Below are 15,815 nucleotides of genomic sequence, written 5' to 3'. Positions count from 1 at the left end.
CGCCGGTACGGTATCTGAGGGCGGGTTGCGCCATGCGACGCGCGGCTGGGGGGAGTCGTTGTGCTCGACGTTTCGATCGTCATCGTGTCCTATTACAGCGGTCGGGATCTGCCGCCGCTGATCAGGTCGATCGACGACGCGGCCGGAGCGCTGTCCTGGCACGCGACGGTGGTCAACAACACGACCGATGAGTCCCTCGCCCATCTGTCGGAGGACGACCGGGTCACGGTGGTGGAGGCCGGAGCGAACCTCGGCTACTCCGGCGGGCTGAACCTCGGCCTGACGATGGCCCCCGAGGCGCGGGTGACCGTCTTCCTCAATCCCGACCTCGTGCTGCGCACCGGGGCGCTCACCGCGCTCGTGGCTGCCGTCGATGGCGGCTCGGATGCGGCGGTGCCCCGGATCCTCGATGCCACCGGCGTCCGGCAGGATTCGCTCCGCCGCGAGCCGACGGTGCTGTCGGCCTTCGGCGAGGCGGTCTTCGGAGATGCGTGGGCACGTCGGCCGCAACTGCTCGCCGAAACCGTTCGGCGCGACCGTGTGTACCGCAGCGAGCATGCGATCGAGTGGGCCACCGGGGCGACGCTCGCCGTGCGGGCGGACGTCGTGGCGGCGGTCGGGGCGTGGGACGCCGACCGGTTCTTCCTCTACTCGGAGGAGACGGACTACTGCCGCCGGATTCGTTCGCGCGGCGGCTCCATCGCCTACGTTCCCGATTCCGTCGTCCAGCATCGGGGTGGCGGATCCGGCACCTCTCCCCACCTGGATGCGCTGCTCGAGGTCAACAAGCTGCGCTACTTCCAGAAGTGGCACGGGCCGTGGGCCGCGGGCGCCTTCGGTACGGCCCTGCTCCTCCGCAATGCGATCCGCCCGCACCGTCCCGGAGCTCGGGCGGCCGTCCGTGCGCTGCTCTCCTCACGAGCGCGTGCAGGGCTGCCGGGCGGGCCACGATGACCCTCGGCACGATCATCATCGCCGCGCACAATGAAGAGCGGGTGATCGGGCGCACCCTGGAGGCTGTGGGCAGCGCCGCGCGCGAGGGAGATCTCGCTGTGATCGTCGTCCCGAACGGGTGCAGCGACCGCACGGCGGAGATCGCCCGGAGCTTTCCCGGCGTCGTCGTCGCCGAACTCGACGCCCCGTCGAAGGCGGCCGCCCTTCGGCGGGGCGATGGGCTCGCCGGCCCTGGCCCGCGGATCTACCTCGACGCGGACGTCGTGATGACGTCACGGGCCGCTCGCGACGTCGTCGACGCGCTCCGCCGCGGTGCGATCGCGGGCCGCCCGCCGCACACGTTCGACACGTCGCGCGCCTCGCGGCTGGTCCGGAGCTGGTATCGCGTGCGAGAAGACCTTCCGTCGATCTCCACCGCACTCTGGGGAGCCGGGTGCTACGCGCTCTCCGAGGCGGGACGGGCCCGCTTCGACGAGTTCCCCGATGTCGTCTCGGACGACCTGTTCATCGACAGCCTGTTCGCGCGGGCCGAAGTGTCGATCATCGCGACGGACCCACTCATCGTCACAACGCCCCGGCGCACCGCCGACCTCCTGCGCATCCTGCGTCGCACCTACCGCACGCAATCGGAGGTCACGGCCGGGGGCGAGGGCCGGTACCCCGGTCAGCGCGCCCAACTGCGTGATCTCGCGGCGATGCTCGCCCGCAAGCCGCGGCGACTCGCCGATGCCGTGGTCTACGTCTCCCTCATCGCGCTGGCGCGGGCCCGGGCACGTCTGGGACGCCGCGGGGTGCGCTGGGAACGGGACGACAGCTCACGGGAGTCAGGCTGACTCGCAGGCCCCCTCGGGGACCGCGCTGAAGAACGTCTCGTGCCACACCTCGAGGGACATGAGGGTCCAGATCCGGATCTCCTCGTTGAACCGGCCGCTGGAGTGCCGATCCAGCATCCGCTCGATCGCGCCCTTGTCGAACGTCTGGGCGACGAAGGACCCCGAGCCGGTGAGGCGATCACGCACGGTGTCACGGAGCGACGTGCGGAACCAGGCATCCAGCGGCACCCGGAAGCCGACCTTCGGCCGATCCACGATCTGGGCGGGGACATGGCGGCGGGCGACTTCCTTCAGCACCCACTTCGTCTGGCCGGAGCGCACCTTGACGTTGGAGGGAAGCCGGAACGCCAGTTCGGCCAGGCGATGGTCCAGCAAGGGCGGACGCAGCTCGAGCGAGGCGGCCATCGACATCCGGTCGCCGCGTTCCAGGAGGTTGTCGGGCAGCCAGCTCCGGAGGTCCGCGAGGAGCATGGCGCGGATTGCGTCATCGCGTGCGCCCACCTCGGTGGAGGTCGTCCGGCTGGGCAGGCCGGCGAGCAGCTCGCGTCGCTCGCGCGCCGAGAACGGCGCGAACCACGTGCGGTACTGGTCCTCGCGATTCGGGGCGGCCCATGCGCGCATGGCGATCCGGAGGCGGGCCAGGCTGGACGGCAGATGCGCGTCGAGGCGTTCACCGACGCCCTGCCGGAACCGGCCCGGAAGGATCGACGCCGCGGCCATCGCCCTGGCCACCTTGTACTTGGGGTAGCCGGCGAAGAGTTCGTCTCCCCCCTCGCCGGAGAGCACGACCGTGACATGCTCGCGCGCGGCCTGCGCGAGTCGGTAGACCGCGAAATCCGCCGGTTCCGACATGGGCGCGTCACGGTGCCAGGTCAGCATCGGCCAGAGCGCCTCGAAGTCGGCCGCATCCACACGGATCTCGTGATGATCGGAGCCCACGTGCTCGCTCATCATGCGCGCCCACGGCAGTTCGTCATGCCGCGGGTCGCCGAATCCTGCGGAGAAGGTCTTCAGGGGCCCTCCCGTGTGAAGGGCGGATGCCTTCGCCACGATGAGACTGCTGTCCACACCGCCGCTCAGATAGGCCCCGACCGGGACGTCCGCGACGAGTGCGGAGCGGACGGCTTCGGTCACCGCCGCATCGACGGCGTCGACCGCAGCCGGCGCACCGCCTTCCCAGGGTTGCTCGTCCGGTGGCGTCCAGTAGCGGACGGACCGCTCGGCCCCGCTCCGATCGATCTCGACCCGGTGTCCGGCCTCGAGCTTTCGGACCCCCTCGAAGAGGGTGAACGGTGCGGGGACCGATCGGCCGTAGAGGTACGCGTCCAGGCTCTGATGATCGACCGACGGCCGGTGCGGCATCCCTGCCAGGATGGCCTTGATCTCGGACGCGAAGAGCAGCTCGGCGCCGGCACGCCAGTAGTACAGCGGCAGAACGCCGAGGCGGTCGCGAACGAGGTGCAGGGTGCCGTCTCGCCGGTCGAAGGCGGCGAACGCGAACTGGCCGACCAGCTGGGAGACGAAGGCGATCCCGTGCACCGTGAGACCCGCCAGGATCGTCTCCGTATCTCCATCTGTGTGGAAGGGATAGTCCAGATGGGCCCGCAGCTCGCGGTAGTTGAAGATCTCACCGTTGAATGCGATCACCCAGCGGTCGTCGACACTCTGCATCGGCTGATGCGAGCCGGCGACGTCGATGATGGAGAGCCGGCGGTGACCGAAGGCGATGTCGCCGCCGAACCAGGTGCCTTCGTCATCCGGACCCCGGTGGCGCAGCGTGGTCGTCATCGCCGCCAGCACGTCGCGCGAGACGGCGGTTCCATCGAATCTGGTCATGCCGACGATTCCGCACACACGCTGATGCTATCGGCCGAGGGCCCCGGAATGAGAGGGAATCTGCGGGCCCCGCGGGCGCCGGCCAGCCGGGGATGAGAGTCCAATAATGTGCCCCTGAGCCGATGTCAAGCGTCGTTAGCATACTGATATCCCGTCCCCGCCGTTATCGGAGAGTTCATGACGTTGCATTCTGCAACCCCCCGTCCCCCCGCCCCCCACCGACACCGCTCCCCCATCTCCCGCCGCCTCGGGTTCACGGCGATCCTCGCCGCCGTCGTGATGGGCGCCGGTGCCCTCGCGGCCGCGCCCGCGACGGCAGGGGTCGCGTCGACCCCCGGCATCTTCGCCGATGACCTGAGGCCGGCCGTCGCGGCCGACTCCGACCGGGACGCGGTCGAACTCGGCGTGAAGTTCGCCCCGCAGAAGGACGGCGCGGTCACCGCGCTCCAGTACTACCAGGGCGAGCGCGCGTCCGGCGTGACGACCGCCACCCTGTGGTCCTCGAAGGGCGACGCGCTCGCGCGTGTCCGCTTCCCGGCATCCGGCACGGAGGGCTGGCGCACCGTCTCCCTGCCGGCCCCGGTCGCCGTCACCGCCGGCGAGACGTACGTGGCCTCCTACCACGCGCCGACGGGCCGCTACCCGGTCACGGAGAACGACCTCACGAGCGCGCGCACGCAGAACGGCTTCCGCCTCGACAGCGGCGCCGGCGTGTACACGTACGGGCAGAGCGCGTTCCCCCGACAGACCTACCGCGGGTCCAACTACCTGGTCGACGTGGTGTTCCGCGCCGGGGCGACGAGCCCCGCGAAGCCGACGCCCACCCCGACGCCGACCCCCACACCGACGCCGACCCCCACCCCGACGCCCACACCGACGCCCACACCGACGCCGACGCCGACCCCCACACCGACTCCCACCCCGACGCCGACACCGACGCCCACGCCGACCCCCACCCCGGCACCGACCACGCCGCAGGCCACCTCGGGTGTGGGCTGGACGGTGAGCCCGTCCACCGTGGGCCTCGCACCGCAGGGCCTGTCGTGCGAGTCGCTGCCCCTGTACACCGGCAGCAGCGAAGTCCCGCGCGGGACGGTCATCTCGGGCATGCGCGTGACGACTCCGCTGGACCTGTCCGCAGGCGCGATCACCATCGACAAGAGCTGCATCCAGCCCACGTCGATCGGTCGCGGGATGCCGATTCTGCACACGCAGAACTACAACACCTTCAAGATCACGCCCGACACCGTGACGATCCGCAACAGTGAGATCACGGGCTCCCAGCTGAGCACCGAGTCCGCCGCGTGGGCCACCGGCTTCATGGGCATCGCGAATCTCTCCGGCAACTACTTCCACCACATGGGCAGCGGTATCGCCATCATGAAGTCGGGAGACACCCTGAACGGCCTGGTCGAGCGCAACTACGTGACCGACCTGATCGCATGGGGAAACGCCGCGACGACCGGTAACCACACCGACGCGTTCACGGTCCGCGACTTCTCGGCGTCCCAGCGTCCGGATCGCCAGCTGACGATCCGGAACAACCGGTTCAACTCCGACTCCGGCAACGACACGGGAGCCCTGTTCATCCAGTCCTACTCGGGGCGCATCGACAACGTCGTGATCGAGGGCAACTACCTCGAGGGCGCCGGCTACCAGCTGGGCCTGAATGAGCTGAACTCCCCGTACAGCAACCTCCGCGCCACGAACAACCGCTTCAGCGGCACCGGATTCGGAGCCACCTACGCGCAGCGCGGTCCGGGCTGGGCGCAGTGGGAGGACAACTACATCTACGACAAGAACGCGACGGACGGCAAGGGACGTCTCGTCAGCAAGCCCTGGCCCTCCGCCTAGGACCGGGCGACTGGAATCGTGAGGCCGTCGTGACCGATGAGGTTGCGGCGGCCTCGCGCATGCGCGTGGGCTTCCCGGATGATCTGCGCATGCCCGGCCATCATCGCCGCAATCCCTGACGGGCCGGCCCCGCTCCCTGCTGCCGGAGCGGGATCGGCGCGGGAGGCCCCATCGCTGCGCGCGAGCTGAGCGACACGCGTCACCGCCGCGATCAGATCCGCCGCGTTGTCCTGTCGCGCGGAACGGCGACGCGCCCGGGCGACGCGGGCGTCCGTCACGGATCCGGCTTCCCCGGTCGCGTTCGGGATGAGGACGGATCGGTCGGGATGCCGGGCGACGAGCTCGCGCGCCCCGCCGACATCGCTGAGCACGAGGGGAAGGCCCGCGGACAGCGCTTCCGTGGCGGCGACCGGCCAGCCCTCGAAGAAGGAGTTCAGCAAGAACGCGTCCGCGGCTGCGAGCAGGGTCGCCGCATCCGAGTTGGCGAGCAGGTGCACGCGGTCGCCGTGCGGACTCGACCGGCGGATGCCGTCGGCGCGCCCCAGTTCAGCCCAGTCCGAGGGCTCACCCGCCATCACGAGGCGGATCGGCACGCCTGTCGCATCGATCGCCCGGAGGAAGGATGCGACCGTGCCTGCGATGTTCTTCTGCGCGTCATAGCGGGCCAAGCACAGGAAGACGACATCGGCTGCCAGGTCCACTCCCAGCACGTCTCCGAGCTCCGCCCTCGCCGCTGTGCGCTGCGGATGACCCGTGGCGTTGCGCCCCGGCGCCTCGTTGGGGACGACCCGGAACCGCTCGCCGAGCGCCGGGGAGACGTGCCGACGGTGGAAGTCCCGGACGACGCCGCTGACCGCGATCGCGGCGTACGACCGGTGCATGAGGGTCTCGAAGGTCCGCCAGCGCGCGCGGGTGAAGTGGATCTCCGTGTTGTGCAGCACCGGGATCAGCGGGGTCTCCCCCGCGATGGCCAAGCGCTCCAGTGCGGGTGCGGCGCTGTGCAATTGGATCACGTCGGGGTCGGCTGCCCGGAGCGCTGCCAGGGCGGTGCGTTCGTCCTCGACGGAGAACACCTCGACGCCGCGGGCGCGCAGCCGACGGGCACGTGTGCCGTCGCCGAGGCAGACCACGATCGGATGCACCCCCTGGGCCTCCAATCCGGTCGCGAGCATCTCTACGACGGCGCCCACGCCTCCGATGTCGAGCCGGTCGGCGGCCAGGACGCACCGGAGGTCGGCGGGCCGCCGTGACGTGACGGCGGCAGGCCCGGGAGCGGCCGGCGTGTCCCGAGCGAGGAGTGCGGGCAGCGGCCTGCGGAACAGCCGGGCGGTGATCCGGTGCACGTACGCATAGCGCAGGCGCGGCGGCAGGAGGCTCGTCGCGTCGACGACCAGGCCGAACAGGGTGGCCCGCACCACGCCTGCGCCCCGCGGGAATCGGCGCGGCGCCCCTGTCACCGGGGCCTCCGCGGAGGGACGAGACCCGCGAACGGGCGCTGACGTCTTCCCGACCAGAGCGGTGCGACCCGCTCGGCGTCCACGCCGAACAGCGCCCACATGCCGGCGCCCTCGGACACCCCGACGACATCCGGGCGTGCTCCCTCGACGAGGGTCATGAGATCCGCCTCCCGCAGATTCGTGACGACGATCGCCTGGTCGTGGTGCCGTCCGGCGATCTCCCGGCGAGCCTGATCCGCGGTGACCGAGGCGGCGGAGTACGGGACCTCGTGACGGACGATCCCCTGGAGGCTGGTCGGGGCGGCCGCGTCCTGGATGACATCCAGCGCCCGCAGCGACCGCGCTCCCGTGAGGCGGACGACATCGTCGATGAGGAACCGGATGTCCGCGATCACGGCATCCACCGCCAGAGAGCGCACGACGAGGGACTCGCGCGTCCACGTCCGCACCCCGGACACCCGCCTCCGCACGACATCCACGGATGGATGGATCCCCGGCCGACGGATGGTGCCGCAGGTCGTCTGCAGGGGGAGGAGCTCCGGATAGGACGCTCCGATCCACGCGTGCGCCCGGTCGAGGTGCTGCAGGTTCGTGGTCAGGCTGTTGTGGGTGAGAGGGATGTCGGCGACCGTCGCGCGCAGACCGCGCCGGCGCACCCGCGCCGAGTACTCCACCGCGTACGCGTGCCAGCCGAGGTCTGCCACGTCGGCGAGCGGCTCCGCGATGGCGTCGGTGCGCCGGAGCGCGAAGAGCACCTCATCCATCGACTCGACGTCGCGGGGCTCGGGCGCGGGCTCCCCCAGAGCCATGATGCGGTCCCGGATCCGGCCCACGATCCGACTGCGGTCATCGATTCCGACCGCGCCGATCACCCCGATGTCCGGCGACGCCATCAGCACATGCGCGACCTCTTCGAGGCGGACGAGCGAATGGAGGTAGACATCCTGGTGGGCGAACACGACGACGCTGTGCCGGGCCTGCGAGGCGCCGTGGTTGAGGGCCGCCGCGGCGGTCGCGAACGACCCCTCGCGGTTGTCGACCGCGATGAGCTCCGTGGCGGGTGCCGCCGCACGACCGTCCGTCACCGACCGACCCAGACACGACCCCAGCACCTCGGGGTCGTTGTAGACGCACACGATGGACACCGGTGTGCGCGGCGCCGCTGATTCCGTCATCCGAACCTCCTGAGCACGCGCAGGCGTGCACCGAACCGCGATCGGGCGAGCATCGACAGTGTCTCCGGGAGCACCTGCGGAACCATCAGCCGCGTGATGACCAGATGGACCACCAGCACGGCGAGCCCGATGAGCGCCAGGGCGACCAGGTCCGGCAGCGGGGCCGTGACGGTCATCACCGCCCACCCGGCGGCTCCGGAGGTGAGGACTGCGACGACCAGGAACAGGAACGGCCCGGCCACGGTCCGCACCCGCGCGCGCAGCACGCGGGAGGTGAGGAACCAGCGAACCACGGTGGCCAGGACGCAGACCCCCAGGAACCCCCAGGCGATCGCGACGAGGCCGACGTGGGACAGGACCGCGGTCGCCCCGAGCGTGAGGCCGTCGATCGCGAGGGCGTACCAGAACCACACGCCCGGCTTGCCCACCCCGTAGAAGAGGCCGTAGTCGAGCCACGCGCCGACCGTGAGCGTGCCGGCGATCGCCAGGATCTGCGTGATCGGATAGCTCTGCTCCCAGCCGCTGCCGAACACCGTGGGCACGATGAGCGGCGCCGCCACCGCCACGAACGTGAGCGGAAGCGCCAACGCGAAGTAGGTCAGTCGGAGTGCGCGCAGGTAGGCGCCGCGCAGCCGGTCCGGGTCGTCGCGGATCTTGGCGAACGCCACCTGCGCGACGGGGACGATGGCGCTGCCCGTGAGGTCCTGCACCACCTGCACCAGCCGCTGCGCGATCGTCATGAATCCGAGACCTGCGACGCCGAAGGCCGCGCTGATGATCGCGGCCTCTCCCAGCGCGCGGAACATGGCGACGAACTCGACGCCGAGCACTTGACTGCCGAACCGGGCCATGATCCCGAACTCCCGGCGCACGAAGGTCCGTGATGGGTGCCACCTCGTCGTCGCCCAGGCGAGGACCGACGTGATCGCCGGGGCGACCAGGCCCTGAGCGACGAGCGCCCACGCTCCTCCGCCGGAGAAGGCGACGATCATCGCGACGATCTGCGCGACGATCGCCGCGCTCGCTCCCTGCGTGGCGATCACCGAGAAGCGCATGTCGCGCCGGAGGATCGCCATCGGCACCGATCCGAACGCGGTCAGGATCACCCACAGCGAGAGTGCCTGGATGATCGGGACGACGCCGTCATCGTGGAAGAGGAGACCCAGCGCCGGCGCGAGGGCCATCATCGCCGCGCAGAGCATGACGCCGGCACCCATCGAGAACCAGAAGGCGGTGCTCAGCATGCGCTGATCCGCCGTCTTCACCTGCACGATGTATGCGGAGAAGCCGAGGTCGGCGAGCAGGAAGAAGAACGGCAGCACGGTCGAGGCGGCCGCGACGGTGCCGAAGTCCTCCGGGCTGAGGAGGCGGGTCAGGATCGCGATCGTCACGAACCCGAGCAGGCGGGTCGTCCACTTCTGCGCAGTCAGCCAGAACACTCCGGATGTCGCCCGGTCGCCGACGGACGCCGCGGCGGCGGCCGGGCGAACCCGCGTGGTCATGCCGCCTCCTCCAGCCGCGGGCGCGCGGCGACGCGCGCGATCTTCTCCACGAGTCGTCGGCCTTCCCGCGGGACATCGGCCAGCCACTCCGCCGGCCCGTATGACTGCAGGGCTGCCCGATAGAAGGTGCAGAGCCGCTCGGTCATCGCCGGAAGGCCGAACCGGGAGGATGCGAACTGGCGACCGAAGGTCCCGAGTTCGGCTCTGCGCGCCGGGTCGGCGAGAAGTACGCGGATCGCCGCCTCGAGGTCTCCCACAGGATCTGCGACACGGTCGGGGCTCCAGTAGCTCGACCGGGCGAGGGCGTCGGCCGAGGCAGGCTCGAACCTCTGCGACCATCCGGCCTCGCCCTGCACGACGAGGGGCTTGCCGAAGGCGAGCGAGCGCGCCGCGGATCCCCCCATTCCGAGCATGATGTCCGCAGCGGCGTAGGCGGGACGCGGGTCCGACATCGGACCCAGCAGGCGGACACCGTCCCGGCCGAGGATGTCGTTGACGCGGCGAGCGCGTGCCTGGAGCTCTTCCGCCGCGTCGCCTCCCCCGACGATGAACAGCGTGGCGCCGGTCTCGCCGAGGCCGGCCATCGCATCGATGGCGACACCGATCGAGAACGCCTTCATGTTGCTGTCCAGCCGGCTGACGATCCCGATGAGCGGGCCGGCACCGAGGCGCGCCTCCTGCCGCAGGTCGGTCAGGCCGGCCGCCGCGGGAGAATCCCGGTCGAGGTCGACGGGCGGCGAGATCAGCACCGTTCCGCCGGGGCGGTCCGCCTGCTCGTCGAGGAGGTAGCCGGTGCCGACCATCAAGGGCATGTGCCTGAGGACGACGGGCGTCACGCTCATCTCGTAGACGGTTTGCACCCACGGGATCCGGCCGAAGCGGGCCGGTCCCCAGAAGACGGCACGCGCTGCACCCCACATGCCGTACACGTGGATGAGATCGACGCGAAGTCGCTCGGCCAGGGCCGCCAACTGGGCCGCGTGCCCCCGCATGCCCACGGCGGGCTCGTACACCTCGACCTCCACCCCGGCCGGCGCGGCGTAATCCAGCAGGTTCGGCGAGGACGCCAGCGTGTCCTGCGCGCCCACCAGGATCGACTCGACGCCGTGGGCGCGCGCGGCGACGGCGAAGTCGACGGCGTTGAGCTGAGTGCCGCCGAGCTCGAGGCTGTTCAGGTGGACGAGGACGCGCATGGCCGGCCTCAGGTCAGCGCCGCCCGCAGCGCCGCGGCGACGCGACCCTGCTGCGACTCGGTGAGGTGCGGGAACATCGGTAGTGACAGGATCGCGCCCGCAGCGGCCTCCGCGACGGGGAAGGCGCCCCGCGCGGCCCCGAGTCCCGCATACGCCTCGGTGAACGGGACGGGCGTGGGGTAGTGGATGCCGACGCCGATCCCGGCCGCGCCGAGCTCGGCCATGACGCGGTCGCGGTCGTCCACCCGGACGACATACACGTGCCAGACGTCCTCGTTGCCGGGGCGCACGGCCGGGAGCCGGACCCCGGGGATGTCGAGGAGGAGGTCCGCGTAGCGGTCGGCGGCCCCGCGCCGCGCCGCGTTCCAGCCGTCGAGTCGGCGCAGCTTGGCCCGCAGCACCGTGGCCTGCACGGCATCGAGCCGGGCGTTCACGCCGATCCGGTCGTGCACGTACTTGACCGAGCTGCCGTGGGCGCCGAGGTTCCGCACGATCGCGGCGATCCCCGCGTCGTCGGTCATGACGGCGCCGGCGTCGCCGGCGGCCCCGAGGTTCTTCCCCGGGTAGAAGCTGGTGGCCGCGACCGTGCCCAGCGCGCCGGCGCGCCCCGCGGCGCTCACGGCGCCCTGCGACTGGGCCGCATCCTCGACGACGACCAGGCCGTGACGTTCGGCGAGCGCGATGATCGGCTCCATGGGGGCGGTCTGCCCGAACAGGTGCACCGGGGCGATCGCCCGCGTGCGCGGGGTGACGGCCGCGGCCACGGCATCCGGGTCGATCAGCAGGAAGTCGTCATCCACGTCGACGAACACCGGCACCGCGCCGACCCGCGAGGCCGCCTCCGCGGTCGCGATGAACGTGTTGGCGGGCATGATGATCTCGTCGCCCGGCTCGACGCCGATCGCCCGATACGCGAGTTCGAGCGCGTCGGTGCCGTTGGAGACGCCCACCACGTGCTGGACGCCGATGTAGTCGGCGTACTCCTGCTCGAAGGCATCCACTTCCGGCCCGCCGATGAAGGCGGCGGATGCCAGCTGACGCCGCCAGACCGGCAGGACGTCGTCGACGATCTCGGCCTGCTGTGCGGCGAGATCGAGAAAAGGTACGGTCATGTGTGCTCCCCCGGCACTCGTGCGGACATGGATGCCCGTTGCTGTCTTCACCTGTGACTCCTCAAGGGCCGGGCCGGCACACCTGCCCAGGTGTCCCCCGCCGGCACGTCGTCGAGCACTGCTGCTCCCATGCCGATGGTGGCGCCGGCGCCGATCCCGACGCCCTGCCGGACCGCCGCGTTCATCCCCAGGTAGGCGGCTTCGCCGACCCGGACCCCACCGCCGAGCGCGACCCCCGCCGCCAGGGTGGCATAGTCCTCGAGGACGTCGTCGTGCGTGATCGTGCAGTTCGGCATGACGACCGCGTGGGCGCCGATCGCGGCATCCGCCGTGACGACGACCCCGTCCAGCAGGATGCTGCCGGGCCCGATGCTGCTCGTGTCACCGACCCGCGCCGAGCGGGCGACATACCGCGCGTAGCGTTCCGCGGTGACGTCCTGATCCCGGAGTCGCTGAACGACGGCGCGTCGCGCCGCGCCCCTTCCGACGCACACGAGCAGCTGCTCGTCCCGCGCCGCGGCGTCGTCGATCCCGCCGACGACCGGGACGCCGCCGATCTCGGTGCCGTGCAGCGCCGCGTCGTCGTCCAGGATCCCGACGACACCGGTGATGCCGGCCGCCAGTACTTCTCTCGCCAGGCCGCTTGCCCCCACAAGCAGCAGCCCGGCGCTCATCCGAGCGCCTCGGTCACGGGATCTCGCAGCACGTCGATGACGCGGTCCTGATCGGCCTCGGTGAGGGCATGGTAGACCGGCAGGATCAGCGTGCCGTCGGTGATCCGCTCGGTGGCCGGCAGCGACCCGTCAACCGCGAGATCGCGGTACGGCGCCTGGCGATGCGCGGCCATGATGCCGCGCCGCGCGGAGATGTCCGCCCGCGCGAGCGCCTCCAGCAGGCCGTCCCGGTCCGTGGGGTAGTCATCCTCCACCTCGACCCAGAAGGACTGCACGTTGCCGGTGCCGTACTCCGGATCGGCGACCGGCCGCAGCCCGGGGATCCCGCGGATCGCGGCGCGGTACCGCGCCGCGATCTCGCGACGCCGGCGCACGATCTCGGGAAGGCGCCCCAGCTGCACGAGCCCGACGGCAGCCTGCATGTCGGTCATGCGGAAGTTGTATCCGACTTCCGAGTACTCCTCGGCCGGCGGGAGGACGGAGCCGTGGCGGTCGGCCGCCGACACCGTCATCGCGTGCTCGCGCAGCCGGCGGGCGCGCTGCGCCCAGTCCCCTCGGGTCGTCGTCAGCATCCCGCCCTCACCCGTGGTGAGGAGCTTGCGCGGATGGAACGACCAGGCCGCGATCGTCGCGCCGGCGCCCACGGGTCGCCCCTTGTAGGTCGATCCGGCGCCGCAGGCGGCGTCTTCGATGACGACGATGCCGTAGGTGTCGGTGGCGGTGCGGACATCGTCGATGTCGACGGGCACGCCGCCCTGATCGACCGCGATGACGGCCTTCGTCGCCGACGTGATCGCCACCCGCACGGTCTCGCCCGTGAGGTTCCCCGTGATGGGGTCGACGTCGGCGAAGACCGGGCGCGCACCGACGTAGCGGACCGCGTTGGTCGTGGCGATGAACGACAGCGACGGCACGACGACGTCATCGCCCGGCCCGACCCCCGCGACGATGAGCGCGAGGTGCAGGGCCGTGGTGCAGCTCGAGGTCGCGACCGCGTACGGCGCCTGCATCGCCGCGGCGAACTCCTGCTCGAACTGCGCGACGCGCGGCCCCTGCGCCACCCACCCGCTCGCGATGACCTCCGCGACGGCCTCGGCCTCTTCTCGGCCGAGCCAGGGGACCATGACGTTGATGCGCTCGCTCACGCGGTCACCGCCACGCGGCCGGCCGCGATCTCCTCACGCAACGGCCGCCACCACTCCACGAGCTGACGCAGGCCCTCCTCGAGCCCGATGGTCGCCTCGAACCCGAGGTCACGCTTCGCGGCGCGGGTGTCGGCCAGCCGGCGCACCACGCCGTTGACCGGGCGATCGGGACCGTGCTCGACGCCGAGGTGCTCGGCGCCCATCACCCGCAGCAGGGCCTCGGCCAGGTCGAGCAGGCTCGTCTCCGTGCCGCTCGCGATGTTGTAGGTGCCGTCGACGACGCCGCTGCGGGCGGCGAGGACGTTGGCGCGTGCGATGTCGGGAACGCAGACGAAGTCCATCGTCTGCTGCCCGTCGCCGAAGATGAGCGGCGGGCGGCCGTCGGCGATGCGCTCCATCCAGCGCACGAGCACTTCCGTGTAGACGCCGTGGACGTCCATCCGGGGGCCGTACACGTTGAAGTAGCGCAGCAGCACGTAGTCGAGGCCCTGCATCGCGCGGAAGCTGCGCACCAGCCCCTCGTTGAACGTCTTGGCGGCGCCGTAGATGGTGTCATTGTTCTCGTGGTGGTGGCGTTCGTCCGTCGGGAAGGTCTCGGCCATGCCGTACACCGATGCGCTCGACGCGGCGATCAGCTTCGAGACCCGGTGGCGGGCGGCGGCCTCGACGACGTTGAACGTGCCGTCGACGAGCACCTCGAGGGCGAGGCGGGGGTCCTCCGCGCACTGCGTGATGCGGATGGCGGCCTGGTGGAAGACGACATCGGTGCCGGCGACCAGGTCGTCGACGAGACGCGCGTCGCGGATGTCGCCCTCGACGAGGACTGCTCGCCCGGTCTCCAGCGCGGCGTCGAGGTTGGCGACCCGGCCCCGGACGAGGTTGTCGAGCACGATCACGCGCTCGGCGCCGGCCTCCAGAAGCTGGTCGACGAGTGTCGAGCCGATCGTCCCGGCGCCGCCGGTGACGAGGATGCGGGCTCCTTCGAGCTGGGTCATGCTGCCGCCCTCCGGGGCTGGATGTCGAGGGTGAGGGGTGCCGGCGCGCCGCCGGCACCGAGGCTGCGCTGCGCGGCGTCGAGTACGGAGAGCACGCGCAGGCCGGATTCGCCGTCGGTGCGGGCCGGGCGACCCTCGCGGATCGCGGCGGCGAACTCGCCGACGACGCCGCCGAGTGCCTCCCGCTCGGGCAGCGCCGGCGACCACGTGTCGCCGAGCCGGTAGGAGATGTTCGCGTCGCGCGTGTCTGCGGTGGTGGACTTCGACACCGCGGCGATGTCGACGCCGCGGTCGTAGACGCTGAGCCGCTGCTGCGGGTTGAGGTCGTCCCACACGAGGGTGCGCTTCGTGCCGCCGATGACCATCTGGCGGATCTTCGTCGGGCTCAGCCAGTTGACGTGCACGTGCGCCATCGCGCCGCATTCGAGCGGCATGGCGAGGTAGCCGACGCAGGACTTCCCGGTCCCGAGCGGATCCGATCCGTGCGCCGAGACGGATGCCGCGGCCAGGCCGCCCGGCAGGACGAAGTCCATGATCGACAGGTCGTGCGGCGCGAGGTCCCAGAAGACGTCGACGTCCGGCTGGATGAGACCGAGGTTGATGCGGACGCTGTCGACGAACAGGATGTCGCCGAGCGCCCCGTCGGCGATGAGCTCGCGGATCTTCAGCACGGCGGGCGTGTAGCAGTAGGTGTGGTCGGCCATGAGCACGAGTCCGCGTTCGTTCGCCCGGTCCACCATCTGCCGCCCGCGCACGCGGTCGTCGGCGAGCGGCTTCTCGACCATGACGTGCTTGCCGGCGTCGAGCGCTGCCATCACGATCGGGTGGTGTGTGCGTGCCGGCGTCGCGATCGCGATCGCGTCGACGTGCGGGTCGGCCAGCACCTCGTCGAGGCTCGACGTGATCGGCACGCCGCCCACACCGTCCGACACCTTGCGCGCGCGATCGAGGTCGAGGTCGCAGATGCCTGCGAGTTCCCAGTCCGTGCTCGCCCGGAAGTTGCGTGCGAGGTTGGGTCCCCAATACCCGGCCCCCACCACGACTGCCCTTTTCTTGTCTGTCATGCTTCTCCCCAGTTGCATGTG

At 71.1% G+C, this 15,815-nt stretch carries 13 protein-coding genes; 3 read left to right on the top strand and 10 right to left on the bottom strand.

Annotated elements, in window-relative coordinates:
• The first annotated feature begins 60 nt into the window (after nucleotides 1-60).
• Together MSA03_RS03380 and MSA03_RS03375 are read left to right on the top strand one after the other, a co-directional pair.
• Nucleotides 61-954, top strand: a complete 894-nt coding sequence (locus MSA03_RS03380) for a glycosyltransferase family 2 protein (RefSeq protein WP_170245441.1) — start codon at nucleotides 61-63, stop codon at nucleotides 952-954.
• Nucleotides 951-1,787: a glycosyltransferase family 2 protein gene (locus MSA03_RS03375; RefSeq protein ID WP_147049625.1), complete on the top strand. Its 837-nt coding sequence runs from the start codon at nucleotides 951-953 to the stop codon at nucleotides 1,785-1,787. The genes MSA03_RS03380 and MSA03_RS03375 overlap by 4 nt, the downstream gene beginning before the upstream one ends.
• Here MSA03_RS03375 and asnB read toward each other — a convergent pair.
• The gene (gene asnB / locus MSA03_RS03370; RefSeq protein ID WP_170245440.1) at nucleotides 1,779-3,623 is read right to left on the bottom strand and encodes an asparagine synthase (glutamine-hydrolyzing); all 1,845 of its coding nucleotides are present in this window, start codon (nucleotides 3,621-3,623) and stop codon (nucleotides 1,779-1,781) included. The genes MSA03_RS03375 and asnB overlap by 9 nt on opposite strands.
• A 177-nt stretch (nucleotides 3,624-3,800) precedes the next feature.
• On the opposite strand from asnB, the gene MSA03_RS03365 reads away from it, so the two are divergent.
• A complete protein-coding gene (locus tag MSA03_RS03365) occupies nucleotides 3,801-5,477 on the top strand; it encodes a DUF4082 domain-containing protein (RefSeq protein ID WP_147049623.1) in 1,677 nt (558 codons plus the stop codon).
• Here MSA03_RS03365 and MSA03_RS03360 read toward each other — a convergent pair.
• From MSA03_RS03360 to MSA03_RS03320, 9 genes are read right to left on the bottom strand one after another with little or no spacing between them, the layout of a single operon-like run.
• Nucleotides 5,474-6,895, bottom strand: coding sequence for a glycosyltransferase family 4 protein (locus MSA03_RS03360; RefSeq protein ID WP_147049622.1), 1,422 nt, complete (start codon nucleotides 6,893-6,895; stop codon nucleotides 5,474-5,476). The genes MSA03_RS03365 and MSA03_RS03360 overlap by 4 nt on opposite strands.
• A gap of 35 nt (nucleotides 6,896-6,930) precedes the next feature.
• A complete protein-coding gene (locus MSA03_RS03355; RefSeq protein ID WP_147049621.1) occupies nucleotides 6,931-8,109 on the bottom strand; it encodes a glycosyltransferase in 1,179 nt (392 codons plus the stop codon).
• Entirely contained in the window at nucleotides 8,106-9,611 is a 1,506-nt protein-coding gene (locus MSA03_RS03350) for a lipopolysaccharide biosynthesis protein (RefSeq protein ID WP_147049620.1), read from the bottom strand. The genes MSA03_RS03355 and MSA03_RS03350 overlap by 4 nt, the downstream gene beginning before the upstream one ends.
• Nucleotides 9,608-10,804: a glycosyltransferase gene (locus tag MSA03_RS03345; protein WP_147049619.1), complete on the bottom strand. Its 1,197-nt coding sequence runs from the start codon at nucleotides 10,802-10,804 to the stop codon at nucleotides 9,608-9,610. The genes MSA03_RS03350 and MSA03_RS03345 overlap by 4 nt, the downstream gene beginning before the upstream one ends.
• A gap of 8 nt (nucleotides 10,805-10,812) precedes the next feature.
• Nucleotides 10,813-11,916, bottom strand: a complete 1,104-nt coding sequence (locus tag MSA03_RS03340) for a DegT/DnrJ/EryC1/StrS family aminotransferase (protein WP_147049618.1) — start codon at nucleotides 11,914-11,916, stop codon at nucleotides 10,813-10,815.
• Nucleotides 11,917-11,963: 47 nt separating this feature from the next.
• Nucleotides 11,964-12,590: a NeuD/PglB/VioB family sugar acetyltransferase gene (locus tag MSA03_RS03335; RefSeq protein ID WP_147049617.1), complete on the bottom strand. Its 627-nt coding sequence runs from the start codon at nucleotides 12,588-12,590 to the stop codon at nucleotides 11,964-11,966.
• Nucleotides 12,587-13,714 (bottom strand): DegT/DnrJ/EryC1/StrS family aminotransferase, encoded by a 1,128-nt coding sequence (locus MSA03_RS03330; RefSeq protein ID WP_036273224.1) that lies wholly within the window; start codon nucleotides 13,712-13,714, stop codon nucleotides 12,587-12,589. Before MSA03_RS03330 ends, MSA03_RS03335 begins: the two co-directional genes overlap by 4 nt.
• 17 nt (nucleotides 13,715-13,731) lie before the next feature.
• Nucleotides 13,732-14,730 carry an SDR family NAD(P)-dependent oxidoreductase gene (locus MSA03_RS03325; RefSeq protein ID WP_147049616.1) on the bottom strand — a complete coding sequence of 333 codons (999 nt, stop codon included), beginning with the start codon at nucleotides 14,728-14,730 and terminating at the stop codon, nucleotides 13,732-13,734.
• Complete coding sequence (locus MSA03_RS03320) at nucleotides 14,727-15,794, bottom strand: Gfo/Idh/MocA family protein (RefSeq protein ID WP_147049615.1); 1,068 nt, start codon at nucleotides 15,792-15,794, stop codon at nucleotides 14,727-14,729. Before MSA03_RS03320 ends, MSA03_RS03325 begins: the two co-directional genes overlap by 4 nt.
• Nucleotides 15,795-15,815: the final 21 nt, after the last annotated feature.

Source organism: Microbacterium saccharophilum, assembly GCF_007992455.1.
Lineage (GTDB): Bacteria > Actinomycetota > Actinomycetes > Actinomycetales > Microbacteriaceae > Microbacterium > Microbacterium saccharophilum.
The sequence above is the reverse complement of the archived record's forward strand: the minus strand, read 5'-3'. Positions and strand labels throughout refer to the sequence as shown.

Coding starts and splice junctions, on each gene's coding strand:
- MSA03_RS03375 (WP_147049625.1), top strand. CDS start 951: ATGACCCTCGGCACGATCATCATCGCCGCGCACAATGAAGAGCGGGTG.
- asnB (WP_170245440.1), bottom strand. CDS start 3,623: ATGACCAGATTCGATGGAACCGCCGTCTCGCGCGACGTGCTGGCGGCG.
- MSA03_RS03365 (WP_147049623.1), top strand. CDS start 3,801: ATGACGTTGCATTCTGCAACCCCCCGTCCCCCCGCCCCCCACCGACAC.
- MSA03_RS03355 (WP_147049621.1), bottom strand. CDS start 8,109: ATGACGGAATCAGCGGCGCCGCGCACACCGGTGTCCATCGTGTGCGTC.
- MSA03_RS03350 (WP_147049620.1), bottom strand. CDS start 9,611: ATGACCACGCGGGTTCGCCCGGCCGCCGCCGCGGCGTCCGTCGGCGAC.
- MSA03_RS03345 (WP_147049619.1), bottom strand. CDS start 10,804: ATGCGCGTCCTCGTCCACCTGAACAGCCTCGAGCTCGGCGGCACTCAG.
- MSA03_RS03340 (WP_147049618.1), bottom strand. CDS start 11,916: ATGACCGTACCTTTTCTCGATCTCGCCGCACAGCAGGCCGAGATCGTC.
- MSA03_RS03335 (WP_147049617.1), bottom strand. CDS start 12,590: ATGAGCGCCGGGCTGCTGCTTGTGGGGGCAAGCGGCCTGGCGAGAGAA.
- MSA03_RS03330 (WP_036273224.1), bottom strand. CDS start 13,714: ATGGTCCCCTGGCTCGGCCGAGAAGAGGCCGAGGCCGTCGCGGAGGTC.
- MSA03_RS03325 (WP_147049616.1), bottom strand. CDS start 14,730: ATGACCCAGCTCGAAGGAGCCCGCATCCTCGTCACCGGCGGCGCCGGG.
- MSA03_RS03320 (WP_147049615.1), bottom strand. CDS start 15,794: ATGACAGACAAGAAAAGGGCAGTCGTGGTGGGGGCCGGGTATTGGGGA.